This is a genomic window from Gelidibacter maritimus, assembly GCF_014062315.1.
Lineage (GTDB): Bacteria > Bacteroidota > Bacteroidia > Flavobacteriales > Flavobacteriaceae > Gelidibacter > Gelidibacter maritimus.
The window spans coordinates 409,156-428,797 of the sequence record NZ_JACGLT010000003.1 but is presented as its reverse complement, the minus strand read 5'-3'; the positions used below and the strand labels follow the sequence as shown (position 1 = coordinate 428,797).

The window sequence follows — 19,642 nt, the reverse complement described above, 5'->3', positions numbered from 1 at the left end:
AAGAGGCTGTCTAAAAAGGCAGTCTCTTTTTTTATGCTTTAGATTTAGAAAAAAGCTTTGATTTTCGTATCTTAATGTTATGAAAAGCAACGTTATATGGAAGACCAATAGCCAGTCACAATTGAGTCTTCTCCCACCCAGTTATAATGATTTTGTTCCAGAGCATCATCCCGTGCGTATCGTCAACAGCATTCTTGATCAAATAGATATCAGTTCCATAGAAAGGACCTATAAAGGCGGTGGCACCTCGAGCTATCATCCCAGGGATCTGCTCAAAATTTTGGTCTATGCTTATCTTCGCAACTTATATTCATCCCGTAAGATCGAACAGGCCTTGGGTGAGAACGTCCATTTTATGTGGCTCGGCGGCTGTATCCAGCCTGACCATAATACCATCAGTAATTTTCGATCGGGAAAACTCAAGGGAAAGTTCAAAAAGATCTTTAACCAAGTTGTCATTCTGCTGGCAGAACAGGGCTACCTGAGCTTAAAGGACATCTTTGTTGATGGCACCAAGATCGAGGCCAATGCCAATCGCTATACTTTTGTTTGGGGAAAGAGCATCAAGACCTCGCGCACGCGCATTGAAAAACAGCTCAAGGATTTATGGCGCTATGTAGAGACCGTATATGCAGAGGAAGAACAAAAGCCCAACCAGCCTGATAATTTTAAAGCCATAGATCCCAATGAAGTATCCCAAACGATCGATAAGATCAACCGGGCTCTCCAGGGAAAGGATGTTGATAAGAAAGTAAAACAAAAGCTCAATTATGCCAAGAAGAACTGGCCAAAGAATATTGCCAAATACAATAGCTACGAAGCGCAGATAGGCGGGCGCAACTCCATGAGCAAGACGGATCCCGACACCACCTTTATGAGGATGAAAGAAGACCACATGCTAAATGGCCAGCTCAAACCAGGTTATAATCTACAGGCAGCCACCAACAACCAGTTCATAGCAAACTACACCCTTGCACAGACCACGGCAGACACTGCCACACTTATCGAGCATACCGAAGATTTTATAAAAGGTTATGGAAAACCGCCCGAAAGACTGACGGCCGATGCAGGCTATGGCAGTGATGAAAACTACACCTACCTCGAAGACAATGATATTGAGGCTTTTGTAAAATACAATTACTTCCACAAGGAACAGTTGGATGAAAAACGTGGCAAGAACAAAAATCCTTTTGCAGCAGATAAGCTGTTCTATAACGATGAAGCAGATACCTATTATTGCCCTATGGGGCAGCCGATGGATAATATAGGGAGCTATGTGAGAAAAACAGCTACCGGATATGAACAGAAAATAGACAGATATCAGGCTAAAAACTGTATAGGCTGCCAGCTTAGAAGCCTGTGCCATAAATCAAAAAGCAATCGTATTGTAGAGAGGAACCACAAGCTGGTCAGGCTTAAGGCAAGAGCGAAACAAAAATTATTGAGTCCACAAGGTATTGCCCACAGAAAACAAAGATGTTGGGATGTGGAGGCAGTATTTGGTAACATAAAACACAATATGAACTTCAGAAGGTTCATGTTAAGGGGCCTTGATAAGGTAGAAACAGAAATAGGCCTCATTGCCATGGCGCATAACCTTAAAAAAGTGAGTTTAGCGATGTAAGAATCGCTTTGCCCAATTTTAACCCAGAACTAATTGCCCAATTATCCGAGCAAATCCATAATGAAACCAAAAGAACCAAAAAAATAAAAGGTCGCCTAAATAGTTTTTAGACGACCTCTTTTGTTTTTTATATATAGGCCTAAATTAATCCAACCCACCTCTACGTTCTGGAGAACGCTGAGTTGGCCATTCCATTTGTTTACCGGTGCGTTCGCTTACTGGCAGTATAATTTTTTCGCTTGATACTTTTGTATCGTCTTCACTTGCCATATACGCTAAAATCGCGGTCAAGATAGCGTTGTTTCTTACATCGTCAAAAACAATTTTATCATAAGTGTCCAAGTTAGTATGCCAAGTATAATTCCAGTAGGACCAATTCAATGAGCTCAAATTAAATGATGGAGCTCCAGCCGCCACGAAAGAGGCGTTATCAGAACCACCGCCACTTGGTGAGCCAGGGAAGTTAGTTTCAATATGCTTGGTAATATCTTTAGGCACGGCACGTAACCAACGCGTCAAATAATCATAAGCATGTAAATATCCTGCGCCTGATAAATTAACTACACGACCTGTCCCGTTATCTTGATTGAATACAGCTTGGATCTTATCCATCATTTCTGGATGGTCTTCAACAAAAGCACGCGACCCATTCAATCCTTGCTCCTCGCTACCCCAGTGGCCTACCAAAATAGTACGCTTAGGATTAGGATAAAACTTTTTCAACAAACGCATCGCTTCCATCATTACCAAGGTTCCGGTACCGTTGTCAGTGGCTCCTGTACCACCATCCCAAGAGTCAAAATGTGCTGAAAGAACAACATACTCGTCTGGTTTTTCACTACCTTTTATTTGGGCGATCGTATTAAAGGTTGGAGCGACGCCTAAATCTTTAGATTCGGCAACAATTTTGATTTTTGGCTTATTTCCATATTCCACCAAACGGTACAACATGCCATAGTCTTCCAATTGGATATCCACTGTTGGGATTCTTTTAGTTCTGGAAGCAAATATTTTATTGGCCCCAAAACCTTTCGACCAATAAGATGAGACAATACCCACGGCTCCAGCACTCTCCAAAGCTTCATGAATGTTACGAGTGGTATATCCCGTGCGTCTTATATTGGAGTAAAACTCTCTAGTTAAAGAATCACGCTCCTTTTTCATTTTTTCAAAAGATTCTGGCGTAGCAAATTCTTCCCAATTATAGTCTGGTCGTCCCGTAATTTGGTATTCAGAAACCATAACTAATTTTCCTTTGACGTTTTTAAGCCAATTTTTAAATTCCAACGAATCTTTCACCGTTGGCAGTATCACCAATTCGGCGGTCACTCCTTTTGGTCCCGTACTTGGGCTCCAAGCCAATTGCGTACCAGACAAAGATTGAACTCGTGGTGACACCATATCAATATGGGTAATGCCACGCTCCCAGGCTTTCCATTCGCCGTACTGCTGGTTTTCTGCAGGAATCCCCCATTTTTCATAAGTGGCTACCGCCCAATCATGAGCTTCTTTCATTTGTGGTGTACCCACCAATCGTGGTCCAATCACATCCATGATATGATGCCCCAAGGCCTCGAGCTGAGAGTTCTCATTGGCCTCCTTAATCATGTTTTCAATAACTGCATCTTTCTCTTGTGCAGTAACAACTAACATTGAGCACATTACAAACGCACCGAATAAAATTTTCTTCATATTTAATTTGTTTTATATTGGAAATTTAAGTTTATGAAAATACAAATATTATTTATGATTTTAAAAAGATTAAAGTGAGTAAATCACTCTAAAAGTTACAAATCGGGGCAGCACAAAGGTCTCTGAACTGTAGACTGAAATATTATTGGAACCGTTATTGATATTGGAATCTATATTCAATAGGTTAGACGCTTTTAGTTCATATTCCCACTTAGCATCCCTATTTTTTCTATAGGCCAAACTTGCGTTCCATGTTTGATAAGAATCTGACGGCCCCACATCACTGCTCTGCTTGGTGTAGGAGTAATTGGTTCTTGCGGTTAGGGCATTCCATATATATGCATCAAACTCAATGGATGGTGCATTGGTTATAAACTTAGTCTTATTGGAACCTTGGTTATTGTTGGATATTCTGTACTGATACCTCAATGTTACATTTGGAGCTTTCTTAAAGTTGGTTCTTAATTCTGGCGAGTAGCTTTGCGAAAAACTTTCATTTATAGACCTTCGGTTTTGTATAAATTGATTGCTTTTGCTGTAATTATAATTCACACCCATACTTGCTCTCAATTTACCATAAGTACGTTGTATACGACCAGATGCCGAGACACTTTCGTCTGCAAAGTTTGAGTTAAAATAGGAGCTCGTCCTTATCACATTATCAAAATTCGTGAGTGATCTGATTTGGTCAATATTTTTGTTGTAGTTAAGCATTGCAAAAATATTGGTGTAATTAAACAAGTTGAAACTAAAGTAACGCAAACTCAAATTGTGCGATAGAGCATTCTGTAATTCCGGTTCACCGTACTGAATACTATTATAATTGTTTAAAACCAAGCCTTGAGCTAAACGTGTCACATCAGTAAATGAGTTTTGCATACTATATCGAAACGTTAAGCTCTCACTCCTTTTAAATTGAATTAAGGTTTCAAAATCAGGCAAAACCCTGAAGAAATTATCCTCGTAGGTTTTACCAAATTGCGTGTTTTTATTGCCATAGGCATGAAGCGAAAACCCAGGTGTAAATGTAAATTTACCAGATTTCAACCTGTAGTGCACCCCCAAATAGATATCACTAAAATTGTATTCCGTATCATTTTCATTGCGGAGCAGATTTCCTTCAACATCGGTTAAATTCGCCGTAGGATCAAAGTAAGATCCATCATCCAAAAACTGAAAAATATTGGAATTGAATTGTTGATTGCTCAAAATGGCTCCTAATGTAAAATTGATATTACTGGTAGCGTTCAAAATATTATAATAATCGAGCTTGGCGTCGAGCTGGTTGGATTTAACGCGTCTTTCTTGATTCAGATTATATCCAAATTGATCTCTATTAAACCCTAGGCTCTCTGCAGTGTTATCAAATGCATCTCGTTCATTAGGCAGATCATCATTGTTGGTGGGATCATTAACTAAGCGTGCATTGTAAAACGGGTCTTCATCCTTAAGTAAATGTTGCGCTTCAAAAGCAAAAATATTCGTTTCATTTAATGTGTAATAGTAATTCACATTTTGGTTGATACTAAACGGCTTGGCCTCATCAAGTTGATCGGTATTTCCAACGACGGATGAAAACACATTATTGACTTCAGAGTCATTCGAAATGCGACCAAGTATATCATAATCCAACTGATTATTGACGTTAGGCTTATAACGTGCGCTCAATTTAGCCAATCCTTGATTTGTAGCTTCACGACCAGTCTCTACTTTTTCTTCATCTGGAATTCCTAAGTCTGAATCCGTATAGCGTACAAAACTTTCTTGACGCGTTTTTAATCGATTGCTATTATAAATAACAAATCCACTAATATCTAAAGCTTTGTTGGGTGCATAGCTGAAGTTAAGCGCCCCTAATTTCGATTCTATAGCTTGCGCATTGCCAAGATTGGTCAACCCACCTAAACTATTATCGCCAAGATTAATACTGGTTCCACTACTACTACTCGGCCTTCTAAAACCACCTCCAAAATTTCTAATATCACGTCCTGTAAGTGCAACTTCGCCTATATTATTGATATCGCCAATAATGTTAATACTGTATTTAGGACTGTAATAAAACAGCTTGGGCTGCACCAAATACAACTCATCATTTGGTGATGGTGCAACACCACCTCCTGCAGTTACATCACCAAACCAAAAGTTTTCCTTTCCTTCTTTCAGTTTAATGTTAATTGCAACATTGTCTTGATTATTTTGCACACCACTTAATTGACCAACCTCGGAATAATTACGCAATACCTGAATTTTATCTACAGCATTTGACGGAATGTTTTTAGTGGCCAATTTTGAATCGCCATCAAAGAAATCTTTACCATTGACCATTAGTTTATTGACAACTTTACCTTCGACTTCAATTTGTCCATCGACATTAATTTCAACGCCTGGTAAATTTTTAAGGACATCTTCAAGCTTTCTCTCTGTACCTTTATTAAAAGAATCGGCATTATAAGTCAAGGTGTCACCTTTTATAGTTATGGGCATTTCATAGGTAAGTTGAATCTCGTCCAAAGTATTGTCTTCCTGCATGGTAAAATCTTTAGCAAGATCCGATTCTTTTACAGCCATAACCTCATCCACGGTTTTCATGCCAATATAGCTTACCTGAACCAGATAGGTTGTGTTTTTTGTTAGTGCCAACTGATATCGACCCTGATCATTAGTAATTCCGTAAGACTCTAAAGCCTTGGTTTCTTGATTGATGGCGATAACGTTGGCGAGTTCCAGCAGATTGCCGATACTATCTCTAACGACGCCCTCTACTTTGATTTGAGCAAAGGAATGTCCTACTACTAAAAGTAGCAAAAGCGTGATGAACTTTTTCATTGTAATGTATTTGATGGATTAGTTTAGGTTAGGTAATTGTATTTTAACGACGGGAGCCACGACCTCTGCCACCGTACATTTCTTGCATTTCTTCCATTTTCTCCTTGACGATGTCATCGTATTCCGTTTTGGTAACTACCTTACCTTTTGATGGTGCTTTAATCTCTGTCTTATCGGAGGGGTTGATCTCAATTTTTGAACACAGAATAGTGGTACGGCCTGAATTGACTTCTAAAATCAAACCCGGAAGCCCCCAATATTCGCCAGGCCCCTGATTAACGGGTATCTGTGGTGTGTACCAAGCAGTAACAAGAATTTCCTTTGGCACTTCAATTTCATCCATAAGATTGGTAGATTTTGTAGTATCGTTTGATTTTTCACTCTCATTTTGTTGGTTTCCTCTATTACGTCGTCGCATATTGGTAAAGTCCATCTCGTCAACTTTTTTAACAGCAGTGGCCTTAAAACACAAGTATTGCCCAATTTGTTTTGATTCGCTTTCCATTTTCCATTCCAGCTGCGGAATGGAGTCCTTGATCAAAAACTGTTTTCCAAAAAACTCCTGATCTTGAATCAATTGTTGGTCTTTAACGTTTTTATATTGTGCTCCTGCAGCAAAACTGCCCATCATTCCGCCCCATCTTCCACCACCTGCACCGGGAGCAGCCAGTTTTTCTTCTTCTTTATAAATGGATTCCGTTCTGTTAAAGCTGAGAATGAAAGTTTTTTCCAGCATACTTTTCATCCGTTCGGCTATCATTTTTTTCTGCTGTTCGCTCATTTGGTTATTACCAAAATTGCTCATATCCATTGTTGTTTTGGATTGATAGTAAGCTTTACCCTGAAAATCTTGTGACATTAAGGCACCAGAAAATAAAAAGATAAAACCTCCGATAATTTTAATTGAGAGTGATTTCATGTGATAAATTTTGTTAAGGTGATGTGTTTAAAAACAAACATCATTACAGTTTGACTCTATAAACCTCAAAAGGTTAAATTAATAATCGTTAAAACTTTCTTAAAAAAACATTTTGACGAATCATATTGCCGTCCGTAAATTCTAATGCTTTGGTACTTTAGAGATCTTGACAACAGTTAATTTGCTAATTTGTGGTTTGATTTTTGTAAATTTCCATCCATAATGAAAAGCCTACTCTACATTTCGTTCTTATTTTCAATAGCTCTCTTTTCTCAAGAAAGAATCACTACTGAAGTCGTAGGCACATTTCCCATAAAAGCAGATCAAATTACACATATTGATAATTTCGGTGCGCTTTTCTATACCGTTGGCACTACGTTTTACAAAAAAGAAGATAACCAGAACTACAGTTACAGCAATGTGCAATTGGGAGCAATCACCTCAGCAAATGCCTTCAATCCTTTAAAAATCAATTTATTTTATAAGAAATTCAATACCGTTTTAATATTGGATAATCGACTTTCTGATATCTATAGAGTCAATTTCAGTGCCATCCAACCCTATAAAAACATTACCCATATTTCTACAGGATCAGATAATACCATTTGGATTTTCAATCAGGACACGCAACACTTAGAGCTTTTTGATTATAAAACCAACAAAACAAGGGCCACCACCATGCCCGTAGAATCAGAAGTTTTGGACCTTACCAGTAATTACAACTATAGTTGGCTGCTGACTGAAAAGTTTTTGTACATCTATAATTATTTTGGAAGTACGATTGCTAAAATAAAAAATGATGGTTTCATTCAGATCGACGAAGACAATGGCAATTTAATTATTCTAAAAGATCAGAAATTATATTTTTTATCTAAAAAGACGTCCCAGCTCATCCCCATTCACCTCCCTGAATTGTTAATAAAACAGTTTTTAGTAACCAATGAAAGCTTGTATATTTACAGCGATGAAACGCTTCATCAGTTCCAACTAAAATTCATATAAAATATGCATGTCGCAATCGCCGGAAATATTGGTGCTGGGAAAACCACGCTCACAAAATTATTAGCCAAACATTACAGATGGGAACCCCAATTGGAGGATGTTGTCGACAATCCGTATTTGGATGATTTTTACAATCAGATGGAACGTTGGAGTTTTAATCTACAGGTTTATTTCTTGAACAGTCGCTTTCGTCAGGTTTTACAGATCCGCGAAAGTGGAAAGGACATCATTCAGGACCGTACGATTTATGAAGATTCCCATATTTTCGCACCCAATCTTCATGCGATGGGGCTAATGACCAACAGGGATTTCGAGAATTATCGCGCCCTTTTTGAATTGATGGAATCTTTTGTTCAAGGTCCAGACCTCTTAATCTATCTACGCAGCTCCATTCCTAATTTGGTCAAGCAAATCCACAGCCGTGGAAGAGAGTATGAAAACACCATCAGCATCGATTATTTAAGCCGATTAAACGAGCGTTATGAGGCTTGGATCCATGGTTATAACAAAGGAAAACTCCTTATTATTGACGTTGATCATTTAGATTTTGTTTCAAATCCTGAAGATTTAGGAAGCATTATCACTAGGATTGATGCAGAAATTCATGGGTTATTTTAAGACCTTATCATTTTTCTAACAATTTTTCGGGATTAAAAGTGTAATTTTCCACGCTTAAAGGTATCAATAAAGAACCTTCGCGGCTAGCCCACGGGGTATGAATAGAACATTATGTTTCCAATCGAGGCAAATCTCGGGGCATTAGCATCCATTTGGAAATAAAGTAATTGGACCTTTAGAAAAAAAGATAGACTATTGCTGATTTTTTATGGCCTTACCATTATATAATTCCAAATACTACCATCGTGACCTTTCTTGGTTACGCTTTAATCATCGTGTTTTGCAGGAGGTTGCAGACAAAAGAAATCCCCTCTATGAACGTATTAAGTTTATGGCGATATTTTCATCAAATTTAGATGAGTTTTTTAGGGTCCGGGTGTCAGACATCAGACAGGTTAAGGATTTGGACAAAGCGCTGCGTAAAAAATTGGTCAGTAAACCCAATCGTGTATTGGCCGAAATCAAGGTTCAGGTCGATTTGCTTCAAAAAGAGTTTGGAAATATTTTTCAAAACGAAATTATTCCAGATTTAAAGAAGGAAGGTATACACTTAATAAAATACAAGGACTTTTCAGAAGCACAAAAAATAGTTGCTGAAGAGTATTTTGAATCCACGTTGAAATCTAAAATTGATTTTGGAAGCTCGGTCTTTTCCACCAATGATTCTGTTTTTGTTGAGAATGAAAGCTCTTATATTACCGCATCCCTCTCTGAAGATAAGTTTCAGGTAGTTAAAATACCCAAGGATGAGCCTCGTTTTTTCGTCTTTCCCAATCCTTCAGAAGACAAGACATCTTCTTCGGAAAACGGCGATTATTACATCACATTTATAGATGATATCATAAAATATAATCTCTACAGAACACAACCAGAACTCGATTTATCCTATTATGCGATAAAAATTTCTCGTGATGCTGAACTTTATATTGAAGATGAGTTTTCTGGGAACCTCATGGAGAAAATCAAAGCATCCTTACCCATGCGCGAAACAGGTCAAGCCACACGGGTCCTGATTGATGGCCGTATGCCAGCAAGTCTTCAAAATATTTTAAAAAAGGCCTTGGACATCACTAATGTTGATATTGTTTTAGGAGGTAGCTATCATAATTTTAAAGATTTTTTTAGTTTCCCCAATCCAACAAATAAGGACCTTTATTTTGAAGAGTTACCGCCACTTGATCACCCGGTGACTTCAAAATTCAATTCCATGTTTGAAGCTATTGACACCAAAGATCAATTGATGCATTACCCGTATCAATCTTTCGAACCCGTTATCAAACTCTTGGAAGACGCTGCCGATGACCCAGAAGTAACCACTATAAAAATGACACTTTATCGGGTTGCGGAAGAATCGCGATTAAATGATGCCATTGCCAGAGCTGCCAAAAATGGAAAGAAAGTCATAGTTTTTATTGAGGTCAAGGCCCGCTTTGACGAGCAGAACAATTTGAAATGGGGCGATATTTTTAGAAAGAATGGAGCGCAAGTCATCTATAGTTACCCTGGAATTAAGGTGCATTCCAAAATCATATATATTGAACGTCAAGTTGACGAAGTAATTAAGCCGTACTGCTATATTGGGACTGGTAATTTTAATGAAAACACAGCGACCCTTTATACTGATTTTGGATTGATGACCAACAATAAAAAGATTACTGATGATCTCAATAAATTGTTTCTGGTCCTGGAAGGCATATTTATCGTACCAAAAGCAAAAAAACTATTGATTTCTCCATTTACCATGCGCAATAAATTTGTGAGTTTAGTAGAAAGAGAAATTCATTTGGCACAAGCAGGAAAAGAAGCCTATATGATCTTGAAGATGAACAGTCTTGAGGATAAAAAAATGATTAAATTACTTTATGAAGCCAGTAATAAAGGTGTTAAAATTAAATTATTGGTTAGGGGCATGTGCCGCCTGGTTCCTGGCATTAAAGGTCAAAGTAAAAACATAAAAGTTACCAGTATCTTAGATCGGTTTTTAGAGCACGGTCGTATCTATATTTTTGGAAATGGCGGTGACGAAAAAATGTATATCGGATCGGCCGATTGGATGACACGTAATCTAACCCATCGTATTGAAGTGGTCACACCTGTTTTAGATCCTGATAACTTTAAAATTATTAGAGATGTGATTGATATTGAAATGGCGGATAATGTGAAGGCTCGAATTATTGATGCCGATCAAAAAAATGAATACGCCAAGGTGGGCAAGAAACCAGAGGTACGGTCGCAATATGCTATTTATGATTATTTCAAGAATATGAAATCGTAGATTGGAACGCAGATGACTCTGATTTTTTTATGATACTCACTGATCTCATTAGACAACTTTCAGCAGAGTTCCGACTGCTGTCTAATGTAATCAAGAACCTCGTCGCCCTTCCGACCCGCTCGTGTGAATGGCAATGAAATTCATTCAGACCTGACAGGTTTTCCTCTTTCGGCAGATCAATGGAAGTCTTTTAGGTGTTTCCTAATATCAAAATCCCGCTAAAAAGCGGGATTAGTTCAACCAACTATTTTGTCGGCGCACTTGGTACTTGTCAAAATAAGGTTTCACTAATAAATCCATTCTCCCGTGCATGTTCCATAGCTTGCTTGCTACTATCCACTAAAAGTACGGGCGTAGTTTTATAATTTTGGTATAAGCTCTTTACCCGTAGCATTTTCTTTTTGTGTTTTACGCTTCTTAGATAAATGGCTAAAATCCGGTCTGGATGAAGCTCTGCTATTTCCAAATAGATGTCAGCATCGTGTTCTCCACTATCGCCAATTAAAATGAGTTTTAGTTCCGGATACGTTTTTAAGATGTTCAATATTTCCTGCTGCTTCCGAGGCTTTTCTTTGTTTTTCTTCCGATTGAGAAAGTTTCCGAAATCACGTAGGAGAATTGGACCTTTTGGGAAATTGTTCTTCTTTAAGAAAAATTCCAAGTAGCGATACATATTCCACGGACTATGGCTGACATAAAAGATGGGATTTGCCTCATCGCCAGTTTTGCCTCGATGCAAAAGATGATAAAATTCCGCAGCCCCTTCCAACGGAGAGCGTTTTGAGGCGCGTTTCAAAAACGTATTGTAAATGACCCGCCACTTCAATGTCGACACCAATCCTGTGTGTAAAATGGTATCATCAATATCACTCGCCACTCCAAATGAAACGTCTTTGGAGTCCTGTCCCTGGCTCAAACCAGGAATCAACATTTCTCCAGGAAATCGATTTTCCAACTGAATGATACGCTTGGATGTAAAATCCTTGTATGCCACTTCAAATGACACCCAGCCTTCTTCATTGGCCAAAAGGTCTAACCCGTCAACCTTTTCATCCAAAAGAAAATAGCCTTCATCATCGGTCACTGTTTCAAAAATCCGTCCGTCAGGTAATTTCAAAAGCAACCTGGCGTGTCTTATCTCATCAGATTCGAAGCGTTTATAGGCATTGATCAACAACTTAATGGGATGCTTACCTTCCAAATCAATAGATTCGTCCTCAAGAGCCCGTCCTCTTACATACAAGTGTGATGAAGTGCCATAACTTTGAAATACAATGACCTGCAAAGGGTCTTTTTTGAATAATCCCATATTAAACATGCCAAGTTTCAGGCCAAAGCCATAATATTAATAAACCGCCACCAATAGCCGCTCCAAAAAAAAGTGCCATCCATTTGGTCAATACCTTTGTTCCTAAAATAGCACAAAGTACAATCTTGAACAAAAAATTAGATAAGCAAGCCACCACAATTAAGCGCCATCCAAAGTTGGTTTCCAGTCCGTTTCCAATACTTTGGGAGAGCGAAAGGGTAATGGCATCCTTATTTGCCAAGCCACCTATAAACGCAGCTACGTACAAGCCACTGTTACCTAATTCCTGTTCTGTAAATGCGACTGCCAAAAGAATGAAGGCATAAATGGCTCCAAACATTAAGGCACTGGTAAGTTGCGCAGGGTTTTTAGGTTTAGGCATATCATCAGAGGTACTTTCTTTATTTATAAGGTAAAAGAGGACCACGGATAAACCGATCATCAATATAAATAAAGCTACAATCGGTAATACTACTTTAGAAAGTTGCGCTGGGATAACAGCGCCTATTTCAATCATTACCCGGACCAAAGATACAGTTGCCGCCGCAAAAATAACAAATGCTGAAGCCTTGTGAATGTTTTTACCGTTTTTGGTAAATCTGGCGTAGCTGACGGTTGTTGCTGTGCTGCTGATAATTCCACCCAAAATTCCGTTGGATAAAATTCCATATTTCTTGCCAATAAATTTATAAATGAAATACCCAATAACGCTAATTCCGACGATTAGCGTTACCATGAGCCAAATATTTCGAAGATTCAAAACGTTCAATGGCCCAAAGGTTTCATCGGGTAAGATTGGCAGAATAATTAAACTGATGCCCGCTAATATCATAATGGCTGAGACATCATTATCTTCCAAGTCGCCTATAAACCTATGGAGATGGTCTTTGACATAGAGCAAAATAGCAATGGCAGCACCCATGATCACACCTACCACCCGATCTCCTACCACCAAGTAGGCACCAATGGCAAACATCAATAGAGCTGCCATTTCAGTGGTCTGACCCAAGGTTGGATTGTCCTGTTTTTTAAGTTTCATGATGTTGGCTGTGATGAGCATTGCAGCCATTGCCAATCCAGTAAGTGGTAACACATAGGGATTTTCATATAACCGTGTCAAAAAACCAGCCACCACACCCAAAACAGAGATAAGCGTAAAGGTTCTGACTCCAGCAATTTGATCTTTATTGTGTTTCTCACGCTGCATCCCGACCAGAAGGCCAAGTCCAAATGCGATTCCTAATGTGGTGAGATCCTCATAATTCATAAGGACTAAGTTAATAAAAAAAGAAAAAGCTACATCATGGAGATATAGCCTTTCTTAAGAAATTTATTACAGAAATATTAATTGTCCTATTTTACTTTCAAATTTTCAATGGCTGTTTTCACTTCCTTTGGAGTTCCTTCCAAAACCGTTCTATCTTCTTTGAGCTCGCCGTTTTCTGTAAAGGTTCTCATAACAACAGCTTGAGCCTGCTCTCCATCTGTGGAAATTTCCACTTCCATAGTATTAGAAACGTTTTCAGTCACTTCAATATTATTTGCAGTTATGCCCGTTGTTTCAATCGTATGTCCGCCCAGGATTGGCGCAATGACCAAACCGATCAAACACGTCAACTTAATCAAGATGTTCATGGATGGCCCAGAGGTGTCTTTAAATGGATCACCGACGGTATCTCCGGTAACGGCTGCCATATGCGCCTCCGAACCTTTGTACGTCATTTCTCCGTTGATTAATACACCAGCTTCAAAAGATTTTTTGGCATTGTCCCAAGCGCCACCAGCATTATTTTGGAAAACAGCCCAAAGCACACCACTTACGGTAACACCAGCCATATATCCACCCAACATTTCAGCAATTGCTAAGTTGTTCATTCCGAAAATCATCGGTACAAAAGCAATAAGTAATGGGAACCCAATAGTCAATAATCCTGGAAGCATCATTTCTCTTAGAGATGCATCAGTTGAGATAGCCACACATTTATCGTATTGCGGTTTTGCAGTCCCTTCCATGATTCCAGGAATTTCTCTAAACTGACGGCGCACCTCTTCAACCATCTGCATAGCCGCTTTACCAACAGCGTTCATGGCTAGAGCAGAAAATACTACGGGCACCATACCACCAACAAATAACATTGCTAAGACAGGGGCTTTAAATATATTAATACCATCAATCCCAGTAAAGGTAACATACGCTGCAAATAACGCCAAAGAGGTCAATGCTGCTGAAGCAATAGCAAATCCTTTTCCTGTTGCTGCCGTCGTATTTCCAACCGCATCCAAAATATCTGTACGTTCTCTTACAATAGGCTCTTGTTCACTCATTTCAGCAATACCACCGGCATTATCGGCAATAGGTCCAAAAGCATCAATTGCCAATTGCATCCCTGTAGTTGCCATCATGGCCGAAGCCGCGAGAGCCACTCCGTAGAATCCTGCAAAGGCATATGAGGCCCATATCGCACCGGCAAACAACAAAATAGATGGGAATGTAGAAATCATTCCTGTGGCCAAACCTGCAATAATATTGGTTCCTGCACCAGTACTTGATTGTTGTACGATTTTTAGAATTGGCTTTTTACCCAATCCTGTATAAAATTCAGTAATTGACGAAATCATGGCGCCTACAAACAATCCAACCAAAGTAGCATAGAAGACTCGCATTGACGAGATATCTTGAAGGCCTTCACCAAAGAAATCCATTTTCATAGTATCTGGCAACATCCAAATCACCAAGCCATAGCAGGAAAGCGCAACTAACGCAATAGCAACCCAGTTACCGAGGTTTAGTGCCCCCATCACTTGAGGTTCTTTGGCATCATTACTTTTAATTTTCACCAACATGGTTCCAATAACCGAGATGATAATTCCGACGCCCGCAATGGCCATCGGCAATAAGATAGGACCAATACCGCCAAACGCATCTGTAATGACACCGCCCATATCTTTAATAACATAGTTACCTAAAACCATAGCGGCCAAAACCGTGGCCACATATGATCCAAATAAATCGGCCCCCATTCCTGCAACGTCACCCACGTTATCGCCCACGTTGTCCGCAATAGTTGCTGGGTTACGCGGATCATCCTCTGGGATACCAGCTTCAACTTTACCAACCAAATCGGCACCTACGTCGGCAGCCTTGGTATATATTCCACCACCAACACGCGCAAATAATGCGATACATTCAGCGCCAAGTGAGAATCCAGCCAATGTTTCCAAAACAATGGTCATATCCATCGTGTTGGTCCAACTGCTGTCCATAAAGAACCAAAAGAAGAAGATAAAAAATGCTGTCAAACCTAAAACGGCTAAGCCAGCCACGCCTAATCCCATGACCGTACCACCACCAAAAGATACCTTTAGGGCATTTGGCAAACTTGTTTTAGCGGCTTGAGTTGTTCTCACGTTAGTTTTAGTAGCAATTTTCATCCCAATATTTCCAGCAAATGCTGAAAACACAGCCCCAAAAATAAAAGCAATGACAATTAGCCAATGGGTTGTTGGTACCACAAAAGAAACAATGGCGAGCAAAATACTCACCACGACAACAAAAATAGATAATAAACGATATTCTGCATTTAAGAATGCGAGCGAGCCTTCATAGATATAGTCTGAAATTTCTTTCATTCTCCCGTCTCCTGCATTCTGTTTCAAGACCCATGACTGCTTAATAAGCATGTAAATTAACCCTAGGGCTGCCATCGCAATTGGCATATAAATCATCAGTGATTCCATATTATAATATTATATTGATTGGTTTTTAAACGGTTGCTAAAGTAATAAAATCAAAGAGAAATAAAAAACCCCTTATACTTTATAAGAGGTTCTTGGTTTTTATAGGTTGTAAAATGTATTAAATGGTGAAGTTTCCATTGGTTTTGTGCTCACTCGTTTCGTAGCGGTCAACACATTTATTGACAATATCATAGGCCACTTCTGCAGTACCCCATCCTCCAACATCAACTTTTTTCTTTTCTAAATCCTTGTACACTTGAAAGAAATGCTCTATTTCCTTTATTTGATGCTGATTGACATCGGACAAATCGTTAAGTGTATTCCAAATAGGATCAGAAACTGGCACACAGATGATTTTTTCATCTTTTCCCATTTCGTCGGCCATGTGGAAAACACCAATAGGTTTTACTTCCATAACGCACATTGGAAAGGTTGGTTCAGTACCCAAGACCAAAACGTCCAACGGATCGCCATCCAAAGCCAAAGTTTCTGGGATGAAACCATAGTCGGCAGGATACATCATTGAAGAAAACAACAACCGATCAAAGCGAATTTTCTTTAATGCGAAGTCATATTCAAATTTATTACGGCTCCCTTTTGGTATTTCAATCAATACATCAAATGTCTTTTTTCCTTTGGCACTCATGGTGTTTATTTATTTTAATAGCCTTTTTGTTAGCGGCTTATGTTAATTGTCCTTCGATTTTTTCGGCGTGCAAAGATACGGAAGTGTTTGTTATGCGCAATTGAATATGTGGCTAATTTTCATTTTTGAACGATATTATGCAGAAAACCAAGCAAAATTTTATTGATTTATGAGGATAATGGAAATTGTTATTTTGGATTTGCAATCAGAACATGTTTTCGAATAATTATTTTTCTGATAGAGACCTGTCTCGGGGTATTAAAACCTTCTGTTGGGAATAGAATGATGAAAAGACTTAAAAATCCAAAAAAAAAATCAATGGATGAAGCTTTAAAATCTTTAAAAACTAATGATTACAGAGTGGTGTAGAGAGGACCATAAACAATTGTTGAGTTCTGATTACTGTTCTCGACGTGTTCTCAAAAATTAAACCCAAAACTACCCGTTACTCCAAAATCACGAGCCTCAGGATTGTCAAGATAGTTGCCCCTAAAGTTAAAATCAATCCGGAAAACTTTAAAGATATTGCCCACCCCGACACTATATTCATAATAAATTTTATCAGTAGGCGCGAGATAGTTTAATCCTGAAGCGTTCAAGTCTATGTTAGCTTGTGACACCTCTCCCCAGACGCCTCTAATGCCAATAATTTCACGGAGATTTAGTTTCCTTAAGAAAGGAATCCTTGAGAAAAAGCGACCGTTAAAATTGTGTTCCAAATGCAAGGATGTGTAGGTATCGGTTACAAATTCATAATAATCCAATTGCGAGAAGGTATTGTAAATAGAGAAGTAAGATTGGTTACCAGGAACGACATCCAAAAGGCCTAAAGGCACTTCACCGAAAGTTTTACCTGCTTCAATGGTACTTGTCAATCTGCCATAAGCCCCAATATGCCAAGGTTGAATATAAGAAAACTGAACTTTTGTATAATCAAAATCGCTGTTAAGGATGGATCTATCGCCACGAGTGACCTGTGCGAACAGACTTGGAAAACCATCGTTGGAAATCCGCCGTTCTACCCCAAACCCGGTCATTTTTCGACCCGGGAAATAAGATACAGAAAAGGCGTTTTCATATTGTACAATCTCAGACTCCGTAGTTGTTTGCGAAGAATCTGTATAATAATCCAAACTAAAGGTATCTGAAGCTGATTCCAATGTTTTATAGGTCCCACTTAGTCTAAAGACCAAGTTTCTAACTGGCTCGAGCTCCATGGCCACGGTGGTAAAATTAACACTGGTTAATTTATCGTTGGTACTTGTCCCAAAGAGTGAAGATGATGCCAAGCTTCTACCGAGAACATCTGTAGATGCGGTTAGGTTAACCCCTATTTGTTCAACATCGCGCCGATGACCAGCCGAGATAATAAAACGGTTTCTTTTATCAATTAGCCATTTTCCTGATATACCATATTTAAATTTATCATCCTTAAATCCGTAAGCTAAAAAACCTTCCAAACGCCACAGGTCATTAGGGCCAAAATAAGTTCTACCACCCGTTCTCACACGCACCCCCTCAACTTCATTGAAACCAAAGGTGGAAAAAATAGGGCCGTAATCAAAATTGATATCTGTAAACTCAACATAGCCCGAGGCCAGAATACTTCCTAAATTATATAAACGCTTAAACTTTTTTACCGTTTTAAGGGTGTCCAACATTTTATAAACCCCCTTTTCATCCTGACTTAAAGATTCCATCCGGTTTTTGTCCCAGAATGCATCATCTCTATTATAAACATCCTGATTATAGTTGTACACCTCTTTACTATAAAACTTATCCTCCTTGGGGATGTCAAACTTATAATTGTCATATAGTGTAGTCCGCTTCCCATAGATACCTCGCGATTTCTCCTTTTTATTAAAGGCGAAATCTGACATAAAATAGTCGCGTTTAATCAAGAAAACAGAATCATTGACAACTTCAAAATCCTGTTCAATATAAATTTCCTTAACCCAGTTGATATTAGCGCTTTTTGAAGCCTGTAAATTAATTTCCTTGATGGCAAAGGTGGTGTCATTGACCCAAAAATCACCTTTAAATGTCAATTCGTTTTTACGCCGTGGATAATAAACAATATTATAACACCATTTGTTATCAATAAATGTGCTGTCAGACAGCACATAATTGTAGGTGTTGATGCCAGTTTTTGACAAGGGGCTCACGAAGCTCTTATCAAAAAACTTAAGGTAGTTCTCATAAATATCAAAATCAGAATAAAGATCGTCCACAAAATCGATAATGATTTGATTATTGCTAAACCCTGAATTTTTATTCCCTTTTAGATCTTCTTTTTCTTTGTTTTTCAAATTATCACCAAACACCTTGCTTCGTGCTTCATTGATAAAGATGGGCAGATAGGTCTTTCCGGTCACCTTACTGGTATCAACTTGATCAAAAACAAACTCCATCCCTCTAAACAACTTGCTTTTAATTAAAGCACTGTCAATGGTATTTATGTCAAATTCTACTTTTTCGTATTTATCATACTCATACTGCTTAAATTGCCGTAATCCATTTTGGCGTTTACGTTCCCAGATTTTTTTTAAGATGGCAATGGCGGGGTTTTCACTTTCCTTTTTGGATTGTTTTCCTGTGACAATATAAACCTCGTCCAATTGACCAGAATCTTCCTTTAAGATAAATTTCAGATCGTAGTTGACTTTTTTGGCCAGTGAAATCTCCAAAGTTTCATAGCCGATAAAGGAAATAATAAGGGTGTCATAGGTGTTGGTAGATTCCAAGTAGAAACGACCATCCTCATTAGTAATTGTGCCCTCTGTCGAGCCCTTGAAAAGGACATTGGCATAGGCTACAGAAACGTTGTTTTCATCAAACACATAACCACTGACCTTGGTTTGAGCAAATGCAAAACACATTCCGAAGAAAAAAAGTAGGACGCTTAGATTTAGGTTCATAAGACAAAAAACTTCATCAACACTAGTGCCAATGAAGTTATGATAACGCACTTCCGATAACTATCGTATCGGAAA

The 19,642-nt window shown here is 38.7% G+C and carries 12 protein-coding genes; 4 read left to right on the top strand and 8 right to left on the bottom strand.

Annotated features, from left to right (window positions below; all coding sequences use genetic code 11):
- The first annotated feature begins 79 nt into the window (after positions 1–79).
- Positions 80–1,624 carry an IS1182 family transposase gene (locus H3Z82_RS06245; RefSeq protein ID WP_182203050.1) on the top strand — a complete coding sequence of 515 codons (1,545 nt, stop codon included), beginning with the start codon at positions 80–82 and terminating at the stop codon, positions 1,622–1,624.
- A gap of 144 nt (positions 1,625–1,768) precedes the next feature.
- On the opposite strand, the gene H3Z82_RS06240 is transcribed toward H3Z82_RS06245, so the two are convergent.
- The 3 genes from H3Z82_RS06240 to H3Z82_RS06230 form a co-directional block, all read right to left on the bottom strand.
- Positions 1,769–3,316 carry a M20/M25/M40 family metallo-hydrolase gene (locus H3Z82_RS06240; RefSeq protein WP_182203735.1) on the bottom strand — a complete coding sequence of 516 codons (1,548 nt, stop codon included), beginning with the start codon at positions 3,314–3,316 and terminating at the stop codon, positions 1,769–1,771.
- Between the two features lie 69 nt (positions 3,317–3,385).
- A complete protein-coding gene (locus tag H3Z82_RS06235) occupies positions 3,386–6,142 on the bottom strand; it encodes a TonB-dependent receptor (protein WP_182203733.1) in 2,757 nt (918 codons plus the stop codon).
- Positions 6,143–6,185: 43 nt separating this feature from the next.
- Positions 6,186–7,061, bottom strand: a complete 876-nt coding sequence (locus H3Z82_RS06230) for a GLPGLI family protein (RefSeq protein WP_182203731.1) — start codon at positions 7,059–7,061, stop codon at positions 6,186–6,188.
- A 222-nt stretch (positions 7,062–7,283) separates the two neighbouring features.
- On the opposite strand from H3Z82_RS06230, the gene H3Z82_RS06225 reads away from it, so the two are divergent.
- The 3 genes from H3Z82_RS06225 to ppk1 all read left to right on the top strand — a co-directional run bounded on the left by H3Z82_RS06225 (position 7,284) and on the right by ppk1 (position 10,956).
- Positions 7,284–8,063, top strand: coding sequence for a hypothetical protein (locus tag H3Z82_RS06225; protein WP_182203729.1), 780 nt, complete (start codon positions 7,284–7,286; stop codon positions 8,061–8,063).
- A 3-nt stretch (positions 8,064–8,066) separates the two neighbouring features.
- Positions 8,067–8,681: a deoxynucleoside kinase gene (locus tag H3Z82_RS06220; protein ID WP_182203727.1), complete on the top strand. Its 615-nt coding sequence runs from the start codon at positions 8,067–8,069 to the stop codon at positions 8,679–8,681.
- A 208-nt stretch (positions 8,682–8,889) separates the two neighbouring features.
- Positions 8,890–10,956, top strand: a complete 2,067-nt coding sequence (gene ppk1, locus H3Z82_RS06215) for a polyphosphate kinase 1 (protein WP_182203724.1) — start codon at positions 8,890–8,892, stop codon at positions 10,954–10,956.
- A 271-nt stretch (positions 10,957–11,227) separates the two neighbouring features.
- Here ppk1 and H3Z82_RS06210 read toward each other — a convergent pair whose 3' ends face one another.
- The 5 genes from H3Z82_RS06210 to H3Z82_RS06190 form a co-directional block, all read right to left on the bottom strand.
- Positions 11,228–12,265 (bottom strand): App1 family protein, encoded by a 1,038-nt coding sequence (locus tag H3Z82_RS06210; RefSeq protein WP_182203722.1) that lies wholly within the window; start codon positions 12,263–12,265, stop codon positions 11,228–11,230.
- A gap of 1 nt (position 12,266) precedes the next feature.
- Positions 12,267–13,532 carry an MgtC/SapB family protein gene (locus H3Z82_RS06205; RefSeq protein WP_182203720.1) on the bottom strand — a complete coding sequence of 422 codons (1,266 nt, stop codon included), beginning with the start codon at positions 13,530–13,532 and terminating at the stop codon, positions 12,267–12,269.
- Between the two features lie 86 nt (positions 13,533–13,618).
- On the bottom strand, positions 13,619–16,003 hold the full coding sequence (locus H3Z82_RS06200) for a sodium-translocating pyrophosphatase (RefSeq protein WP_182203717.1): 2,385 nt from the start codon (positions 16,001–16,003) through the stop codon (positions 13,619–13,621).
- Positions 16,004–16,121: 118 nt separating this feature from the next.
- Positions 16,122–16,649: an inorganic diphosphatase gene (locus H3Z82_RS06195; protein ID WP_182203716.1), complete on the bottom strand. Its 528-nt coding sequence runs from the start codon at positions 16,647–16,649 to the stop codon at positions 16,122–16,124.
- Positions 16,650–17,068: 419 nt separating this feature from the next.
- Positions 17,069–19,567 carry a DUF5686 and carboxypeptidase-like regulatory domain-containing protein gene (locus H3Z82_RS06190; protein WP_182203715.1) on the bottom strand — a complete coding sequence of 833 codons (2,499 nt, stop codon included), beginning with the start codon at positions 19,565–19,567 and terminating at the stop codon, positions 17,069–17,071.
- Positions 19,568–19,642: the final 75 nt, after the last annotated feature.